At 65.2% G+C, this 16,579-nt stretch carries 13 protein-coding genes and 1 tRNA gene; 6 read left to right on the forward strand and 8 right to left on the reverse strand.

Annotated features, from left to right (window positions below):
- The first annotated feature begins 71 nt into the window (after positions 1–71).
- The 6 genes from Psi02_RS31480 to Psi02_RS31505 all read left to right on the forward strand — a co-directional run bounded on the left by Psi02_RS31480 (position 72) and on the right by Psi02_RS31505 (position 8,116).
- The gene (locus tag Psi02_RS31480; protein ID WP_239095318.1) at positions 72–1,409 is read left to right on the forward strand and encodes a metallophosphoesterase; all 1,338 of its coding nucleotides are present in this window, start codon (positions 72–74) and stop codon (positions 1,407–1,409) included.
- Between the two features lie 181 nt (positions 1,410–1,590).
- Positions 1,591–3,648, forward strand: coding sequence for a dTMP kinase (gene tmk, locus Psi02_RS31485; protein ID WP_203979470.1), 2,058 nt, complete (start codon positions 1,591–1,593; stop codon positions 3,646–3,648).
- 544 nt (positions 3,649–4,192) lie between these two features.
- Entirely contained in the window at positions 4,193–5,377 is a 1,185-nt protein-coding gene (locus Psi02_RS31490) for a DNA polymerase III subunit delta' (RefSeq protein WP_203979471.1), read from the forward strand.
- Between the two features lie 206 nt (positions 5,378–5,583).
- Positions 5,584–6,411 (forward strand): PSP1 domain-containing protein, encoded by an 828-nt coding sequence (locus Psi02_RS31495; protein WP_203979514.1) that lies wholly within the window; start codon positions 5,584–5,586, stop codon positions 6,409–6,411.
- The gene (locus tag Psi02_RS31500; RefSeq protein ID WP_239095319.1) at positions 6,408–7,952 is read left to right on the forward strand and encodes an alpha/beta hydrolase; all 1,545 of its coding nucleotides are present in this window, start codon (positions 6,408–6,410) and stop codon (positions 7,950–7,952) included. Before Psi02_RS31495 ends, Psi02_RS31500 begins: the two co-directional genes overlap by 4 nt.
- 87 nt (positions 7,953–8,039) lie before the next feature.
- A tRNA-Thr gene (locus Psi02_RS31505) sits at positions 8,040–8,116 on the forward strand.
- Between the two features lie 139 nt (positions 8,117–8,255).
- On the opposite strand, the gene Psi02_RS31510 is transcribed toward Psi02_RS31505, so the two are convergent.
- From Psi02_RS31510 to Psi02_RS31540, 8 genes are all read right to left on the reverse strand, one after another.
- The gene (locus Psi02_RS31510) at positions 8,256–12,503 is read right to left on the reverse strand and encodes a trypsin-like peptidase domain-containing protein (protein ID WP_203979472.1); all 4,248 of its coding nucleotides are present in this window, start codon (positions 12,501–12,503) and stop codon (positions 8,256–8,258) included.
- On the reverse strand, positions 12,500–12,817 hold the full coding sequence (locus Psi02_RS31515) for a CU044_2847 family protein (protein ID WP_203979473.1): 318 nt from the start codon (positions 12,815–12,817) through the stop codon (positions 12,500–12,502). Before Psi02_RS31515 ends, Psi02_RS31510 begins: the two co-directional genes overlap by 4 nt.
- A 144-nt stretch (positions 12,818–12,961) precedes the next feature.
- Positions 12,962–14,224 carry a site-specific integrase gene (locus Psi02_RS31520; protein ID WP_203979474.1) on the reverse strand — a complete coding sequence of 421 codons (1,263 nt, stop codon included), beginning with the start codon at positions 14,222–14,224 and terminating at the stop codon, positions 12,962–12,964.
- Positions 14,224–14,409, reverse strand: coding sequence for a helix-turn-helix domain-containing protein (locus tag Psi02_RS31525; protein WP_203979475.1), 186 nt, complete (start codon positions 14,407–14,409; stop codon positions 14,224–14,226). The genes Psi02_RS31520 and Psi02_RS31525 overlap by 1 nt, the downstream gene beginning before the upstream one ends.
- On the reverse strand, positions 14,402–15,751 hold the full coding sequence (locus tag Psi02_RS31530; RefSeq protein ID WP_203979515.1) for a replication initiator: 1,350 nt from the start codon (positions 15,749–15,751) through the stop codon (positions 14,402–14,404). The genes Psi02_RS31525 and Psi02_RS31530 overlap by 8 nt, the downstream gene beginning before the upstream one ends.
- A gap of 134 nt (positions 15,752–15,885) precedes the next feature.
- Positions 15,886–16,020, reverse strand: a complete 135-nt coding sequence (locus tag Psi02_RS40870; RefSeq protein ID WP_275415307.1) for a hypothetical protein — start codon at positions 16,018–16,020, stop codon at positions 15,886–15,888.
- The gene (locus Psi02_RS31535; protein WP_203979476.1) at positions 16,017–16,193 is read right to left on the reverse strand and encodes a hypothetical protein; all 177 of its coding nucleotides are present in this window, start codon (positions 16,191–16,193) and stop codon (positions 16,017–16,019) included. The genes Psi02_RS40870 and Psi02_RS31535 overlap by 4 nt, the downstream gene beginning before the upstream one ends.
- A gap of 20 nt (positions 16,194–16,213) precedes the next feature.
- Complete coding sequence (locus Psi02_RS31540; protein ID WP_203979477.1) at positions 16,214–16,573, reverse strand: hypothetical protein; 360 nt, start codon at positions 16,571–16,573, stop codon at positions 16,214–16,216.
- Positions 16,574–16,579 lie beyond the last annotated feature (6 nt).

Raw genomic sequence — 16,579 nt, forward strand, 5'->3', positions numbered from 1 at the left:
GCCCGCGGGAGCGGCGCGTTTGTCGGCGGTAGCTCGTAGCATCGTCGTCAGCCGGTCGAGGGGAGTCCGTCGTGGGGTTTGTGATCGCCATCGTGGTGGTCGTGGCGGTCGCGCATTACTACCTGTGGCGACGCCTGATCAGGCCGATGACGGCGCAGGGGTCCCGGGCCCGCCGGGTGGCGGTCTGGGCCCTGATCCTGCTGGCCGCCCCGCTGGTGCTGACGCGCGCCGGCGGCCGGCTCTTCGGCACCGGGTTCGAGCACTTCATCGCCTGGCCGGGCTACCTGTGGCTCGCGATCATGTTCTACCTGCTGGTGTTCACGCTCGTCATGGAGATCCCGCGGGCCCTGGCTCTTCTGGTGGTGCGGCGGATCGAGCGCCGCGAGGCCGGTTCCCCGGCGGCCGTCACGGCCGTCCAGGACGAGTTGCCGGTGGCGGCTCTGGCGGCGTCCGGCACGTCTTCCCCCGAGGTCGTCTCGGGGGCCTCTGGGCCCGCTGACATCGCCTCGCACGGCCGGGACGGCCGGCCGGGAGACGTGGCCGCCCCGGCCGCGGGCCGGATCGACCGGCGGATGTTCATCTCCCGTACGGCCTCCGCGGTCGTGGGCGTGGGTGCGCTCGCCACCGTCGGCTACGGCATGGCCACAGCCTTGGGCGACCCGATCATCGAGCGTGTCCCGGTCCGCCTGGCCCGGCTGGACCCGCGGATGAACGGGCTGCGGATCGCCGTGGTCAGTGACATCCATCTCGGCCCGCTGACGGGCATCGGGCACACCGAGCGCATCACCCGGATGATCAACGGGCTCCAGGCCGACGTGGTCACGATCGTCGGGGACCTGGTCGACGGCAGCGTCGCCGAGCTCGGCGCCCTCGCGGCTCCGCTCAAGGACCTGGAATCCCGCTACGGGTCGTATTTCGTCACCGGCAACCACGAGTACTACACGTCCGCTGGACCCCAGGAGTGGATCGAGGAGCTGGACTCCCTGGGCGTCCGGTCGCTGCGCAACGAGCGGGTCGAGATCAGCCACGCCGGAGCCGTGCTCGACCTCGCCGGGGTCAACGACCTGAACGGCGCGGCGTACGGAGACGGCCCCGACTTCGGCAAGGCCCTGGACGGCCGTGACGCCGCCCGGCCGGTCGTGCTGCTCGCCCACCAGCCGGTCCAGGTCGACACGGCCGCGGAGCACGGCGTCGACCTGCAGCTTTCCGGGCACACCCATGGCGGCCAGATAGCGCCGTTCAATCTGGTCGTCTCGCTGCAGCAGCCGGTGGTGGCGGGCCTCGCCGCGTTCCCGAGGGCCGGTGGGGGCGAGACACAGGTCTACGTCACCCGAGGCGCCGGTTACTGGGGTCCGCCGGTCCGGGTCGGCGCTCCGCCCGAGATCACCCTCATCGAGCTGCACGCCTGAATTCCCGGCACGTTTGGCCCTGGGCATATCTGTTGAAAAGGGACGGTAGAAGGTGACTGTTCCTCGCGTCCACAGTGCGGGACAGGGCGGGACGTAATACCCTCAGGCGACGAGCAGGCAGGGCATATCCGGCCCGCTCGTCCCCCATACAGCCCAGCGAGCACCTGGATACGCTGACATCATGAGCACCCCTGGCCGGGCAGCCCAGCGACGTAAGACGTCGCACGTTCTGGCGATAGCGCCGTTCCGCAGGCTCTGGACGGCGATGGGGGTGTGCAGCCTCGGTGACTGGCTCAACATCATCGCGCTGACGGCCCTCGCGGGTAACCTCACCCAAGGTTCGGGCTTCCAGGCGCAGAGCCTGGCCATCGGTGGCGTCTTCGTCGCCAAGATGTTGCCCGCGATCCTGCTCGGGCCGATCGCCGGAACCGTGGCGGACCGCTTCGACCGGCGCCTGACGATGGTCGTGGCCGACATCGTCAGATTCGCCGTGGTGTTGTCGATTCCGCTGGTCGGCAGCTACCAGTGGGTCCTCATCGCCGCGTTCCTGGTGGAATGCGTGAACCTCTTCTGGGTGCCCGCGAAGGACGCGACCGTCCCCAACCTCGTGCCCAAGGAGAGGCTGGAGGAGGCCAACCAGTTCAACCTCCTGGTCACCTACGGCACCGCTCCCGTCGCCGCGGCCCTGTTCGCCGTCGGGTCGGCGTTGACGAGCATGGTGACGGCCGCCTTCCCGGCGTCCGGCGTGAAGCCCACCGACCTGGCACTCGGCATCAACGCCGTCGCGTACCTGGTCTCGGCCGTCCTGATCTTCACCTTGCGCAGCATCCCCAAGGACCACACCCGCCAGGCCTCCACCCTCTCGGTGCTCGGGCAGATCGTGGACGGCTGGCGCTTCGTCGGCGGCAACCGGGTCGTCAAGGGCCTGATCATCGGAATGCTCGGCGCGTTCGCCGCCGGCGGCGCCGTCGTGGGCGTCGGGAAGGCCTATGTCAGCGCCCTCCACGGGGGAGACGCGGGATACGGCGCGGTCTTCTGCGCGGTGTTCCTCGGCATGGGGCTCGGGATGTTCTTCGGGCTGCGCCTGCTCGGCGGGCTCTCCCGGCGGCGCATGTTCGGGCTGTCCATCATCTTGGCCGGGCTGACCCTCGCGGCCATCGCGGTGATCCACGATCTCGTGATCGTCGTCATGCTCACCGTGCTGCTCGGAGCCTGCGCCGGCATCGCCTGGATCATCGGCTACACGATGATCGGGCTGGAGGTCGAGGACGCCCTGCGCGGCCGTACCTTCTCCTTCCTGCAGTCACTGGCCCGCGTGGTGCTGTTGCTGGTCGTGGCCGTGGCCTCCGGGCTGGCCGCCGTCTTCGGCAGTCATCTCCTCGCCGTCGGCGGGATCAGCTACCAGTTCGACGGCTCCAACGTGGTGCTCCTGCTGGCCGCCCTGCTCGCCGTGGTCGTCGGCCTGCTCGCGTTCCGGCACATGGACGACCGCCGCGGCATCCCCATCGGTGTCGACCTGATGGCGGCGCTGCGGGGCGAGAAGTTCGTCCCCGAGGCCGAGGAACAGCCCCGCGGGTTCTTCGTGGCGTTCGAGGGCGGGGAGGGATCGGGCAAGACCACCCAGTCGCGCCTGCTCGCCATCTGGCTGCGCGACCAGGGGTTCGACGTCGTCCAGACCCGGGAGCCCGGCTCGACCAAGGTCGGCATGCGCCTGCGGGCCATCCTGCTCGACGCCACTCACCAGGGCCTGTCCGCCAGGTCCGAGACCTTGCTGTACGCCGCCGACCGGGCCGAGCACGTCGAGAAGGTCATCCGGCCCGCCCTGAAGCGCGGGTCCACGGTCGTCACAGACCGGTACGTCGACTCGTCGCTGGCCTACCAGGGTGCGGGCCGGGCTCTCGAGCCTGAGGAAGTGGCCCAGATCAATTCATGGGCGACGGGCGGGCTGCTGCCCGACCTGACCGTCCTGATCGATGTGCCGCCGTCGGTCGGGCTGCGCCGGATGGCCTCCCCCGCGGACCGGATCGAGGCCGAGCCGCTGGAGTTCCACGAGCGGGTCAGGCGCGAGTTCCGGACGCTGGCCGCCGCGGCTCCGGAGCGGTATCTCGTGGTCGACGGCACACTGCAGCAGGCCGAGGTGTCCCGCCTCATCCAGGACCGGGTTCGAGAGGTCCTTCCCGACCCCGTCCCCTACGAGGCCGAAGCCGCCACCGGCACCATCCCCGCCATCCGCGACTAACCCTCCCCCGCGACACCCCTCCCGCTTTCGCCGTGATCATGCACAGGTTCATGGATGTGTCTTGTGACCTGCGCAAACGCCGGGCGTGATCATGCACAGGTTCGTGGATGGCCGCCTGACCAGCAACGATGCCCTGCGTGATCATACACACTTTCGGTGATCTGCCTGTTGACCTGGCCACACCCAAGTCGTGATCATGCACGGTTTCTTGAGTGTGCTGCTTGACGTGCGACTTCTTGCTTCGTGATCTGGCAATGAGCCGTAGCGTGTGGCGCATGATCGCGGAGGCCGTCCATGCAGGTGAGCCCACTGTTCGGCGAAGATGTGCATGATCACGAATTGTGTTCGTCCAGCTCGGAGGCGCTTTCCCCGAACCTGCGCATGATCACGTGCGGCGTTTCCGCAGGTCACAAGACACATCCACGAACCTGTGCATGATCACGCCGGGCGTGGGGGCAGGTCATGTGGCACATCAACGAGCCTGTGCATGATCACGCGGGGGAAGGGTGGGGGCTGGGCAAGATCAGGGGGGTAGGTTGATGGGGTGAGTGTCTTCGGCGATCTGGTGGGGCAGGAGCGGGCCGTCGCCGTGCTCCAGAAGGCCGCCGCAGCCGCGGCCGACGCCGTCGCCGGGGGACGTGGTACCGGCATGACCCATGCCTGGTTGTTTACCGGCCCTCCGGGATCCGGGCGTTCCAACGCCGCTCGGGCCTTCGCCGCCGCTCTTCTCTGCCCCGACCAGGGCTGTGGACACTGTGACGCCTGTCACCAGGTCGATGTCGGTTCCCATCCCGACGTGACCTGGGTCCGCCCTGAGGGGCTCTCCTACAGTGCGAAGCAGACGCGCGATCTCGTGCTCAAGGGAGCCGGGGCCCCGACGCTCGGCCGCTGGCGGATCGTGCTCTTCGAGGACGCCGACCGTGCGACGGAGGCCGCGGCCAACGCTCTGCTGAAGGCCATCGAGGAGCCGCCGCCGAGGACGGTCTGGCTGCTGTGCGCCCCGTCACCCGACGACATGATCATCACGATCCGGTCCCGCTGCCGCGTCGTGACCCTGCGTACCCCATCGACCGAGGCCGTCGTCAACGTGCTGATGACCAGGGACGACGTCCCGCCCGACACGGCGCTGTTCGCCGCACGCGCGGCGCAGGGGCACATCGGCCGGGCTCGGCGGCTGGCGCTCGACGAGGAGGTACGGCGGCGCAGGGAGGACGTCCTCTCGATTCCCAAGTCGTTGTCCGGAGTGGGTGACTGCATCACCGCCGCGGAGCGGTTGGTGAAGACGTCGACCGCGGACGCGGACGCGGCGACGACGGCTCTGAACGAGGTCGAGACGACCGAGTTGCGCCAGGTGTACGGCGAGGGCTCGTCCGGCAAGGGGCTCAACAAGGGCCTGGTCCGCGGAGGGGCCGGGGCGTTGAAAGAGCTCGAGACCATGCAGAAGTCACGGGCTACCAGGATCAAGCGCGACTCCCTGGATCTCGCCCTGCTCGACCTCGTGGCGTTCTATCGCGACGTGCTGGCCGTCCAGTTCGGTGCGCAGGTCGAACTGGCCAACGAGGACCGGCGGCACGAGGTGGAGACCCTGGCACGCAACTCGTCGCCCGTCGACACGCTTCGCCGTACGGACGCGATCATGTTGTGCCGCGAGCGACTGGCGGCCAATGTGAATCCGCAGATCGCCGTGGAGGCCATGGCCCTGGCGCTCCGCGATCCCAATCTTGTGTGATCGCAGGGGTGATCGCTGCATTCGCGATATCCGGCCTGTCCGGAATCCCGGCTGATCGCATGGCCTGAGTTCGGGGGATACGGGAGCTTTCGGCATGATGATCCCGGCGGAAGTCGACCGGAGGCCCTGACCAGTTGTGGTGTGAGCCACGTATGGTGGGGGCACGGCGGAAGCCGTACGAGATCGAGGAGGGCCGGCTCTTGGGCATGATCATGGCCGTGAGCTTCACTCGTTACGGTCGGCTCTACTATCTCGACCCCGGTGGCCACAGCCCCAAGGTGGGAGACAAGGTTCTGGTGCCCACGGACACCGGTCCCGAGGTGGCCGAGTGCGTGTGGGCGCCGCAGTACGTGAGCGAGGACATCGACGGCCTTCCGGTCTGTCAGGGTGTCGCCGGAGACGAGCATCTGAGCCGCGACGAGGGCAACCGCCGCCGCAGGGCCGAGGCCCGGAGTGTGTCCAAGCGCCTGATCAAGCGGCACGAGTTGCCGATGAAGGTCGTCGGCGTCGACTATCTGGACGCCGACAACGTCTACACGGTCTACTTCTCCGCGCCGCACCGGGTCGACTTCCGGGCGCTCGTCCGGGATCTCGCCCGGAACCTGCGTGCGCGGGTGGAGTTACGCCAGATCGGCCCCCGAGACGAGGCCAGGCTTCAGGGCGGCATCGGCCCGTGCGGCCGCGATCTGTGCTGTGCGACGTTCCTGAAGGACTTCGAGCCCGTATCGGTCCGCATGGCCAAGGATCAGGATCTCCCGGTCAATCCGCTCAGGATCGCGGGGGCGTGCGGCCGTCTGATGTGTTGTCTGAAGTACGAGCACCCGCTCTACCAGGAATTCAGGGCATCTGCCCCACGTACCGGGCTCGCTGTGGACACGCCGGAAGGCCCGGGAACCGTCGTCGGCCACAACGTTCCGTCAGACTCGGTGATCGTACGGCTGAACGACGGAGGTCGGCGCTGTGCCTGTTCCAAGGCCAGCGTCTGCGCCCCGCGCAAAGCGTATGACTCGGCCTACGGGACGGAAGAGGCGTGACCAACCGAATCATGGCCGCTTGCACAGCGGCCCTGCTGACTGCTCCGCTCATGGGCGCGTGCTCGACGAGCGAAGAACCCGCGGCGAGGGCCGGGAACGACGCCAGGACGGCGCCGACCCCGGCACTGCAGCCGTTCTACAGCCAGACGCCCGACTGGGCGGACTGCGGCGAGGGCTTCGAGTGTGCGAAGGTCAAGGTTCCGCTCGACTACGCGAAGCCGTCCGGAGAACAGATCGAGATCAGCGCGATCCGCCTGCCCGCGACGGGTAAGCGCATGGGCTCCCTGCTCATCAACCCCGGCGGGCCGGGTGCGTCGGGGATCCAGTACACGCGGGCGGCCCCGTTCCTGTTCACCGACGACCTGCGTGCCCGGTTCGACATCGTCGGCTTCGACCCGCGCGGGGTGGGGGAGTCGGCTCCGGTCAGGTGCATGTCGAGCAAGGAACTGGACGCCTACGTGGGCCTGGACGGCAGTCCGGACACGCCGACGGAGATCGCCGCCCAGGAGAAGGGCTCGAAGGCCTTCGCAGCCGCCTGCGAGGCGAAATCGGGGAACCTGCTCCCGTACGTCGGTACGGCCAACGCGGCCAGGGACATGGATGTGCTGCGCGGAGTCGTCGGTGATTCTGGGCTGACATATCTCGGCAAGTCCTACGGCACGTACCTCGGCGCGCTGTATGCGGATCTGTTTCCGAAGAGGGTGCGAGCCCTCGTCCTGGACGGCGCCGTCGACCCGGCGGTCTCCTCCTTCTCGGCCAACAAGGTGCAGGCCGAGGGGTTCGAGGTGGCGCTCAAGGCCTTCACCGAGGACTGTTTGCGTGTCAGCGCATGCCCCTTCACCAGCCGTACGGTCGACGGCGCGATGGCGGAGGTCGCGGACCTGTTGCAGAAGGCCGACGCGCACCCCTTGCGGAACGATCTCGGGGACGGACGCGTGATCAACGAGGCCTGGACGGTCCTCGGCATCGTCACCCCGCTGTACGACCACCAGCAGTGGCCGAGACTGCGGACGGCCCTCGGCCAGGCCTTCAAGGGGAACGGGACTGATCTCCTCCGCATGGCGGACGTCCTGGTGGACCGGCAGGCGGGCGGTGCCTACTCCAACCAGACCGAGTCGAACATGGCGATCAACTGCGTGGACCATCCGTACCCGAAGGGCACGGCCACCTATGAGAAGGCAGCCGCCGACGCCGCCAAGGCGGCCCCGCATTTCGGGTCCTTCGTGATGTGGGGGTCGTTCCCCTGCTCGTTCTGGCCGGTGAAGGCCGCAGGTGACGACGCGGCGGACAGTGTCAAGCCGCTGAAGGCCGAGGGGGCCCCACCCATCCTCGTCGTGGGCACGACGCGTGACCCCGCCACGCCGTACGAGTGGGCGAAGGGGCTGGCCTCGGAGCTGTCCTCGGGCGTCCTCCTGGGCTACGACGGCGATGGGCACACCGCCTACCGGACAGGCTCAGCCTGCGTCGACTCGGCGGTCGACGACTACCTCATCTCGCTGCGAGTGCCCAAGAAGGGCATGCTCTGCCCAGAGGCCGGATAGCTCGGAAACCTTCGGCCGGCGGGGGTGATCAGGATGCACGAGAACCCCCGCTGAACCTGTAGACTTTCTCCTGCCGTTCTACGGCGTGCCGCCTTAGCTCAGTCGGCCAGAGCACTTCACTCGTAATGAAGGGGTCAAGGGTTCGATTCCCTTAGGCGGCTCCAGCTCAGAGGCCCTCCCGGATCATCCGGGAGGGCCTTCTGCGTGGGTATACAGCAACTGGTACAGCAACGGTACAGACGCGTAGATCTGCTGTAGAGCGACAAGCCGACCTTCGATCAAGACGCTCTGGGTCGAAGTGCCTCAGGAGCGGACCAGCGTTGGGGATAGGCGGATCACAAGCATGCCTGCCGACAACACGACGGCAAGCCTCTCCCCGTCCCACTCAATAGCTAGCCCTTCGTGGTGGACCGGTATCACGCAAAGGCAGTCAAGCGTCGCAGGATCCCAAATGCGAACGGTCCGGTCGCTGCTGGTTGTCGCTAGGAAAGGCCGCCCGTCAAGGATCAAGGCGCATATGGCGTTCGCATCGCCTGCGTGGGCATTGAGGAGGCTCCTATGTTGACCGGTGGCAGGATCCCAGATACGCAGGGTTCGGTCGTTGCTAACGCTGGCGAGGAAGGCGCGATCACCAAGAGTGAAGGTGCAAACGTCGTTTACGTTCCCCGTGTGGCCAGTGAGAGCATTCTTGCGCCGACTGGTGGTTACATCCAAGATCCGGATGGTTCGATCGTGGCCGGTGGCGGCTAAAAGAATCTCACCGTTGAGGGCGAAAGCACACATTGCTCGCACCCTGTCATTGGCGAATCGGGCCAGCCGGCCGGTGCGGTTAGGGCGCGTGAACCGACGGTTGTTGTAGATGCGAGCAAAATGGTGATCGAGGAAGAGATCCCCGTGCGTGGGATCGTGGTAGATCCTCCAAGACGTCTCGCGTACGGTACGAGCCCACGGGAGATGGTCGGTCTCGTCAGATGGGTGACCAAACTCATGCTTGCTCACGGCAATAGGCCACGTGCGTACGGTTAGGTCGTTGGTGGCGATGGCCAGTAACAAATGACCTTCGATCATAGATGTGCAAATGGCGTTTATTTTGCCCGTATGGGAGGAGATAGTGGTCTGGCGCTGGCCCGTAGCCGCATCCCAGAGATCCACATCTCCATCCTTGCTGCCGGTAACTAGGAACGTTCGATCATAAAGGGAGAAGGCGTGTATGTCGGTGACGTTACTCGTACGGCCGGCAAGGGCGCGCTGCTCGTGGCCCGTCTCTGCGTCCAAAATGCGAATGGGCGAATAGTTGTTGGAAGTGGCAAAGAAGGCATGCCCCTCGGAATTGAATGCGCAAACCGTCCGCACGCTGTCAGCGCGACGTAGGACCTCATTGCTTTGAACCTGATTGGTGGTTGGGTCCCAGATACGGACAGTTCGATCGTCGCCTGTGGTGGCGAGGAGTGTGCGGCCCTCGATCGTGAGGGAGCATATTGCGTTGACTGGGGCGTTGTGCCCCGTGAGGGTTTGCTGGTTCTCGCCGGTAACTGGGTCCCAGATACGGACAGTTCGATCGTCGCCTGTGGTGGCGAGGAGCGTGCGGCCCTCGATCGTGAGGGAGCATATTGCGTTGACTGGGGCGTTGTGCCCCGTGAGGGTTTGCTGGTTCTCGCCGGTAGCTGGGTCCCAGATACGGATAGTGCGATCATTGCTCGTGCTCAGAAGGTAACGACCGTCGACTGTGAAGGCGCAGAAGGCTCCAACACGGCCACTACGACGTAGGAATAAAGTATTTACGCACTTGCCCGTCCCTACATTCCAAACCCGTACGGTCCAGTCGTTGCTGACGGTGGCGAGGAAGGTGTGGCCGTCGACAGTATAGGCGCCTATGGATTTGACCCATCCTGTGTGGCCAATGAGGCGGTTCACTTGTGCGCCGGTGGCCGGGTCCCAGATACGGACGGTTCTTTCGTCTCCCGCGGTGGCGAGGAGTGTGCGGCCTTCGATGGTGAGGGAGCATATTGCGTTGACGCGGCTAGCATGGCAAGGCAGGACGTTCTGGTTTTGCCCGGTGGTCGCGTCCCAGACGCGAATGGTTTTGTCGTCTCCGGCGGTGGCGAGGAGGATACGACCGTCGACGGTGAAAGTGCATATTGCGTTGACAGGGCTGGTGTGACCGTTGAGTGTGTGCTGATTTTGCCCGGTGGTCGGGTCCCAGACGCGAATGGTTTTGTCGTCTCCGGCGGTGGCGAGGAGGATACGACCGTCGACGATGAAGGTCGAAACTGCGGCGACTCGGCCGGTGTGGCCTTCCATCACCATCCGCTCAACACGCGGCCCTGCCGATGCCCACTCTGCCCGATAGGGCATAACCTGCGTGGACCTTCGGAAACTTGTGCCAAGGTCCTCCAGCGCTTCGTTTACAGTGAACATCGCCCCGCGAACGGACGCGTTGGCAGCAACACCTTGCGGGGTCAACTGAAGTAGTCGTGCACGAGCCTGCCCTTGTGTGGATCTTGCAAGATCTGCTAAGGGTAGGATGCGTTGAAGGTCGGCATACAGCAGAAAATTGTCTTCTAAAAGCACAGAGTCAAAATCTTGTGCACGCGCCGCGTGTGCTGGCAATGAGCGCAGCAGGTAGGCTGGCGCATTCTTCCAATCGGTGCGTGCTCCTTCGGCTAGATAGCTGGCGGTGAGCCGATATTCATCATCGGCACGCGGGATAATCTGCGCTCTAGTGTTCAGGAGTGAGTCATTGAGTGCCTGATGGAACAATCGAAATACCGCCGTGGGCCCATCGGAGCTGGACTCGACCAGAAAATTAGCCGCTGATGACCGTGCAAACCGAGCTAGTTCTGAGGCGGAGACGTTCTCCTCCCCAAGGGCAGCAAGAGTTACCTTCCACAGTTCGGCTGTTAGGCCAGGTGCTTCGGCGAACGCCAATGCGGTCAATGCGGACTCAGCGGTCACCCCGGCAACCGGGCTTAGGCGTGAGAGATACGACCGAAGCGCGCTGTCGACCGTTGGGGAGAACGAGATGTGATGAGGAGCAATCGCTGTTTGGTCGTGCAAACCGTGCGTACGGGCGATAAGTCCAGCAATTAGGAAGTTTCCCTGAGATAATGTGGCGATACGGTCGGCAACAGGATGAGCTGCATCTTCATCCTGATATGGGTTTCCGTACCGCTCATCCCCATTGAGTTGAAGCGTCGCTAATGCATAGGCGCGAAGGTCCGCCAGGGCGAAAAACTCTTGATGGTCTAAGTCGATGATCTTTGCGCGACGCGTGAACTCTCTTAGTAGATCTCCTTTATCGTCGCGGCGGCGAGTGCCGACCAAAACCTGGGCGCCGACATCCGAGCAGTCTTCTACTAACGGCAACACGATGTCGGTGATGATCGCCCTAGCTTCTTCCGGGCTGGTCGCCTCATCCAGGGCGTCGATGACTACGTTGAATCGTCGCCCACGTGGCTCAGCCAAGACCTGTCGTATAAGTGTGGCCAAATCTTGAGTTTGCTGGGGGAGGGGCGCGGAGGCGGCGCGCGCGATCTCAGTAGCGACCTCCAGAGCGGTCTTGCCCTTGGCGTGGACCGCGCAGGCTACTGATCCCAGGGATGCTTTGACCGCTTTGTCGTCTAAGGGCAACTCTGCCTGCACCGAAGCATCGGCGGTTGTCACGATCCTGCCGAGGACAGCCGATTTGCCAACCCCTGGAGAGCCAGTTACCACTAGCGCCTGTCGATCGATTAGTTCCCTATCCAGCCAATCGGTCACGGCCTTCAGCGCTATTGCGCGACCCTGGAAGCGATAACCGCGCTCACTCTCCCGCGTGACCCCGCGAGCGCGAGGACGCCAGTGTCGTCCGGCCTCAGGGTCGCTCTCCAGTTTCCAGCCCCAGGCGGCTAGAGCTACCTCGTCAGCCTGTTCAACTGACCAAGTAGCCAGCGCCAACAGTTTTTCCTCAGGTAGCCAATGATCCGCCTGAAAGAGCGTTATCGCCCGGGCGTCGCCGCGGTCGTTGGCCTGGCCTATCAAACCTATGACTGCGTTGTAGTCGGGCGACCACAGTCCTCCACCGCTGAACCCAACATCAACGATGTAGCTCGAGTCTGACTGCAGGTGAATCCACCCGTAGGGGAGCGCCTCACGAACGTTGCCTTGTGCGGAATACCCAAGCGGATCGCCGCCGGCGAATCCGTGCGCCCACCAGCGCAGGCCGATCACATCGGTGCCCCGAGGACTTCTCAAGGGCGCCGGCAACACCCAGGAGGGAACATCCGCCTCTAACCGCAGAACGGCGATGTCCGCAACCTTATCGGCCGCCGTGGTGGCTAGATTGACCGCCGCGACCCTCCGTCGCGTCGTGGTGTCCCCCTCCGCCATGGGGAAGGCAACCCATAGAGGACTCTTGATCGTGTCGCGATCCCGCACCACATGAGCACAGGTAAGAACACGGCGTGCATCTATCACCACGGCCGAACCGATTGGTGTGTAATCATCCTCGGTCCGGTGGATCGCGGCTACCCATGCCCGCTCTCGGGGGCCGAAACCGGACTCGTTTGTCATGTTGCTGAACTGTGGTCGGACTTCCGATCGGCCGAGTCTGGTTGCCAGGTCAAAGTGATTTCGAAGTTGCCCTCGGTCGCGGCCTTTGCCACTAGCCAGTTCGCTGTCCCGGTGACTTTGATGCCGAACTTGACCTCGATCTCCCTGGGTCCCATGTGCTGGACCTTTTCCAACACTGCCCGAGCGGCCCGCACTGCAGGATCTACCGCGGCACGGACTTGGCCAGCGATCTCATCCGTGCTCGCTGGATGAAAACCCGGCACGGGCTCGATCTCGAATTGAACCGTTGTTTCCGGATCAAGCTGATACGTCACCACTCGCGACACTGCGCGTGCTCCCCTCGTCACCGGAAGTTTAGGAGCCGAGATCCTGTTGCGGGTGGCAAATCAGGATCTGGTCTTTGTCGGTTCGGATGTGAGCATTTCCTACATCTGCAGAAAGACAACGCTGGGCGTAGATCAAGGACGTTGTGTGCCTGATCTTCCTTGCGCCCTCTCGTCACCGAGGCTCTCGTTCAAGCGATCCAGCGCCTTACGGGTCTCTGGCGTCGGGACCTGTGTGTAGACGTCCATGGTCACGGAGATCTGTGAGTGTCTCAGGATGCGCATTGCGACCCGAGGATGCACGTCGAGGGCGGCGAGGATCGAGGCGCAGGTGTGCCGGGTGTCGTGGACACGGATCCGAGGGACGCCGGCCTTCCGGCAGTGCATGTCGAAGGAGCGGTTGAAGTTCCGCGGTTCTACCGGCGTGCCGTACTTCGTCGTGAATACGAGATCGGAGTCCTTCCACCTGTCCCCGGCCGCATCCCGCGCGTTCATCTGTATCCGCAGGCGGTGTCGGAGTGCTGTGACGCACAGCCCAGGGAGGGGAAGCGACGCTGCCGAGTCTTCAGTCTTGGTCGTGTCCCGGTGGAGGAGTTGACCATGTACGCGGGTGAGCTGGCGAAAGATCCACAGCTCTCGGTCGTCCAGGTCGACAAATTCCCATGTCAGGCCGAGCACCTCGCCACGCCGCAGGCCCAGGACCAGGGTTAGAACAAAGGCGGCATAGAGCGGCTCTTCGACTGCCCGAAGGTGTTCAAGGAATCGCCGTGCTTCTTCGACGCTCCAGGTGTCGTGCTTCCGCTTCTTGCCGTTCTTGCTCGCGTTCGGCAACGTCGTGAGCGCGATCACGTTCTTGGAGATCAGTTCTTCCCGGATCGCGTGGCCGAGGGCGGACCGAAGGACACGGCGAATGCTGGCGATGGTGCCCCTTGAGGGGAAGGTCTGGCAGCACTTCCCTTCGGAACAGCAGCGCTTGCCGTCCGACCGCTTGAGATCCTTCTTCTGATCACAGCAGGTGCAGAGCTCGGGCAGTGTGTTGATCCAGTTCTGCACATCGCGGACGGTGAGTTTGTCGAGTCGCTTCTTGCCCAGTCCAGGAATCATGTAGAGCCGGACGAGCGCCTCGTAACCGGCGTAGGTCGTCGGCTCACGATTGGGCTTGATCACCTCACGAAGCCAGCGCCCGAGGAAGTCACCGAGGGTCGGATACTTCGTGGCTACCGGCCCCTTGCCTGCCAGTTCATGAAGCTTGAGCCACTTCTCGTGGGTCTCCTCGCGGCTCTTGCCGTATGCCCATTTGCGAGTCTTCTTGCCCTCCGGCGTGGTGACCCAGACGTAGCCGGCCCAGCCATCTTTGTAGGGGAAGACGGAGCCCTCACCGTTTGCGCGCTTGCCCATCAGGCGGCCTCCTCGCGTAGCCGGGTCACGTAGTTGTTCAGTGCGTCGACAGGGACGCGGCGGCAGCGGACGCCGACGATCAGCGATTCCAGTTCGCCCGAACGGATCAGGCAGTACAGAGTCCAGCGGCTGACGCGGAGACGATCCGCGGCCTCGTTTACGGTCAGGAGTCGGTCGTCATCCATATGAGGCCTCCCATTCCGAATTGCCTCTCGGCGTGCCGGTCAGGGCAGCGGCGAGGAGGGCGTCTCCGGCTGAGTAGCCCTTGCCGGCGTACTCCCAGTGAGTGATGGCGAGGACGGTGTCTTCGTCGAAGAGGGGCAGTCGTCCGGTGGTGATCGCTTCCTCGCGCCGGTGTTCGGCGCGGGCGGCGCGGAGCGTGCCGAGGGTGGTGGAGTAGCGGCGGGATTTGGTGGAAAAGTGGCCGCGGAAGCCGAGCATGTGGGCCCATTGGATGAGCCGGAGGTCGGCCAGCTTTTCGAGGGCGCCCAGGCGGAGGCATTCGGCGATGAGCCGGCGCGCGTGGACGCGGATGGGCAGCGCGGACAGGTCTTCGGTGGGGACGATCCGCCGATCGAGGGTGCCCACGCACTCGGCCGCCTTGGTCGCATACTTCGCGATGTATGCCGCGACGGCCTGTTCGGTGAGGGCGCCGGTCATGGTGATCGGGCGAACGTCGAGCTGTTTGCCCCACCGCAGGACACGAGCCCGGACGCCGGGTGCGCCAGGCGTCTTCGCAGCGACCGCTGATACCGCGTGCTGTACGGCGTCCGTCAGCAGGCCAGCAGTTGCCCAGGACGGTGGCGGAAGGTGCGGGCCGGTTGGCCCGTCGAGGCGGATCACTGCGTGGAGGTGGACGACGCCGCGGCGCTGGTATTCGGCGACCTTGGCGAAGGAGACCACGAGCTGCTCCCGCAGGTCCTTCAATGTGAGACCGGCAAGACGGGCGATGCGCCGGCGCAGGGCTTCGGTGAAGCGCCGCCACAGTTCCGGTGCCATGGCGTTGAACAGGACCGACCCGATGTAGTCGTAGCAGTCCGGGCACAGTGGCTCACCCAGGCACGCCTCATCGGAGCCGTGCCGAGCCCTACAGCTCAGGACTGTCCCGTGCGGGCAGGTCTGCGCGTCGCGTCGCGGGTGGCACGGCAGGATCTTGCCGTTCTTCTCGCGCCGGCTGTGGACGGCGCCGAAGGAGGGTGCGGTGAGGGTGACGAACAGGCACGGGTGCGCGGTCACGGTCTCGGGGACGCCTTTGCCGCCGACGAGACCTGCGCGGATGAGCTGGTAGGTGTCGCCTCGGTAGGTCTCCGCGCAGGATGGGCAGCGGGTCGCGCGGCGGGTCTTGCACGGCACGCGCAGGATGCCGTCCGGTTCGTGGCGGGTGCTGTAGCGGTGGAGCAGGGTGCCGGTGGCGGTATCCCAGTGTTCGACTTTGCCGCGCAGGTGAATCGGCTGTCGGCAACCGCCGGTCCGACGGACCTGACCGGCCCACCGGGCATAGTCGGGGTCATGGAGCCGGGAGATCATCCCGGCGATCGCGTGTGGACTTCGAGTCTTGGGCAAGATGGGTTCCGTCCTGTTCCAGTGTTCTGGGTGGGATGGCCCCCGACGTGGCGGATGTCTTGGCGGATGTGCGGTCACGCCGGGGGCGCCGAGGGAGATCAGCAGAAGCCGAGGCCCTCGCAGTGCTGGCAGGTATCGCTGTAGCTGTCGACTCCTGTCCCGCCGCAGTGGCAGCACTGCCAGCGCTTGGGGATGACGTCGGCAGGCTGAAGGTTCTCGTCGGGGTCAGTCACGTGATCCACTTCCTTGCGCCACGCTTGGGCGCGGTGTTGATGAAGACGCGCCACCGGTGAGGGCGCTTGTAGCGCGGGAGGATCGGCGAGATGGAGCCGACGGGGAGGATCGTGCGGAGCTTGTGGATCGTGTAGGCGAGTTCGGCGTAGGTGCCGTCGATGCGGATGCGCATGGTCGGTTGTCCTTGGGTGGTCAGGCGGCGTGGGGGCCGGTCGCGTCGGTGTCGGGGGTGACGCAGTCGGTGTAGGTGTTGAGCGCGTCGAATCGAGCGCGGGCGTCGGCGAGGACGGCAGTGGCCTGGTAGCGGACGGGTCCGAAGTCGAGGCCGGTCGAGTAGTGGCCGTTGCGCAGGCGATTGGTGTCGACCGGAGTACCGAGCAGCGCGGCGATGCGGTCGATTTCGGCGCACATCTCGGCGTCGGTCGACTGCCTGGGGGCGTGGATGATGCGGACGGCGTAGCCGGGGACGGGGACGGCGCGGTTGGTCTCCAGGAACGTCGCCAGGGCGCGGAGCCCGGTGATGAACGCGGCGCGGTGGTCGGTGGTGAACACGGGGTG

Source organism: Planotetraspora silvatica, from assembly GCF_016863315.1.
In the GTDB taxonomy this organism is placed as follows: Bacteria; Actinomycetota; Actinomycetes; order Streptosporangiales; family Streptosporangiaceae; genus Planotetraspora; species Planotetraspora silvatica.

Excerpts from the sequence above, each read along its gene's own strand:
- tmk (WP_203979470.1), top strand. The coding sequence starts at position 1,591 with ATGAGCACCCCTGGCCGGGCAGCCCAGCGACGTAAGACGTCGCACGTT.
- Psi02_RS31495 (WP_203979514.1), top strand. The coding sequence starts at position 5,584 with ATGATCATGGCCGTGAGCTTCACTCGTTACGGTCGGCTCTACTATCTC.
- Psi02_RS31510 (WP_203979472.1), bottom strand. The coding sequence starts at position 12,503 with ATGACAAACGAGTCCGGTTTCGGCCCCCGAGAGCGGGCATGGGTAGCC.
- Psi02_RS31520 (WP_203979474.1), bottom strand. The coding sequence starts at position 14,224 with ATGGGCAAGCGCGCAAACGGTGAGGGCTCCGTCTTCCCCTACAAAGAT.
- Psi02_RS31525 (WP_203979475.1), bottom strand. The coding sequence starts at position 14,409 with ATGGATGACGACCGACTCCTGACCGTAAACGAGGCCGCGGATCGTCTC.
- Psi02_RS31530 (WP_203979515.1), bottom strand. The coding sequence starts at position 15,751 with ATGATCTCCCGGCTCCATGACCCCGACTATGCCCGGTGGGCCGGTCAG.
- Psi02_RS31535 (WP_203979476.1), bottom strand. The coding sequence starts at position 16,193 with ATGCGCATCCGCATCGACGGCACCTACGCCGAACTCGCCTACACGATC.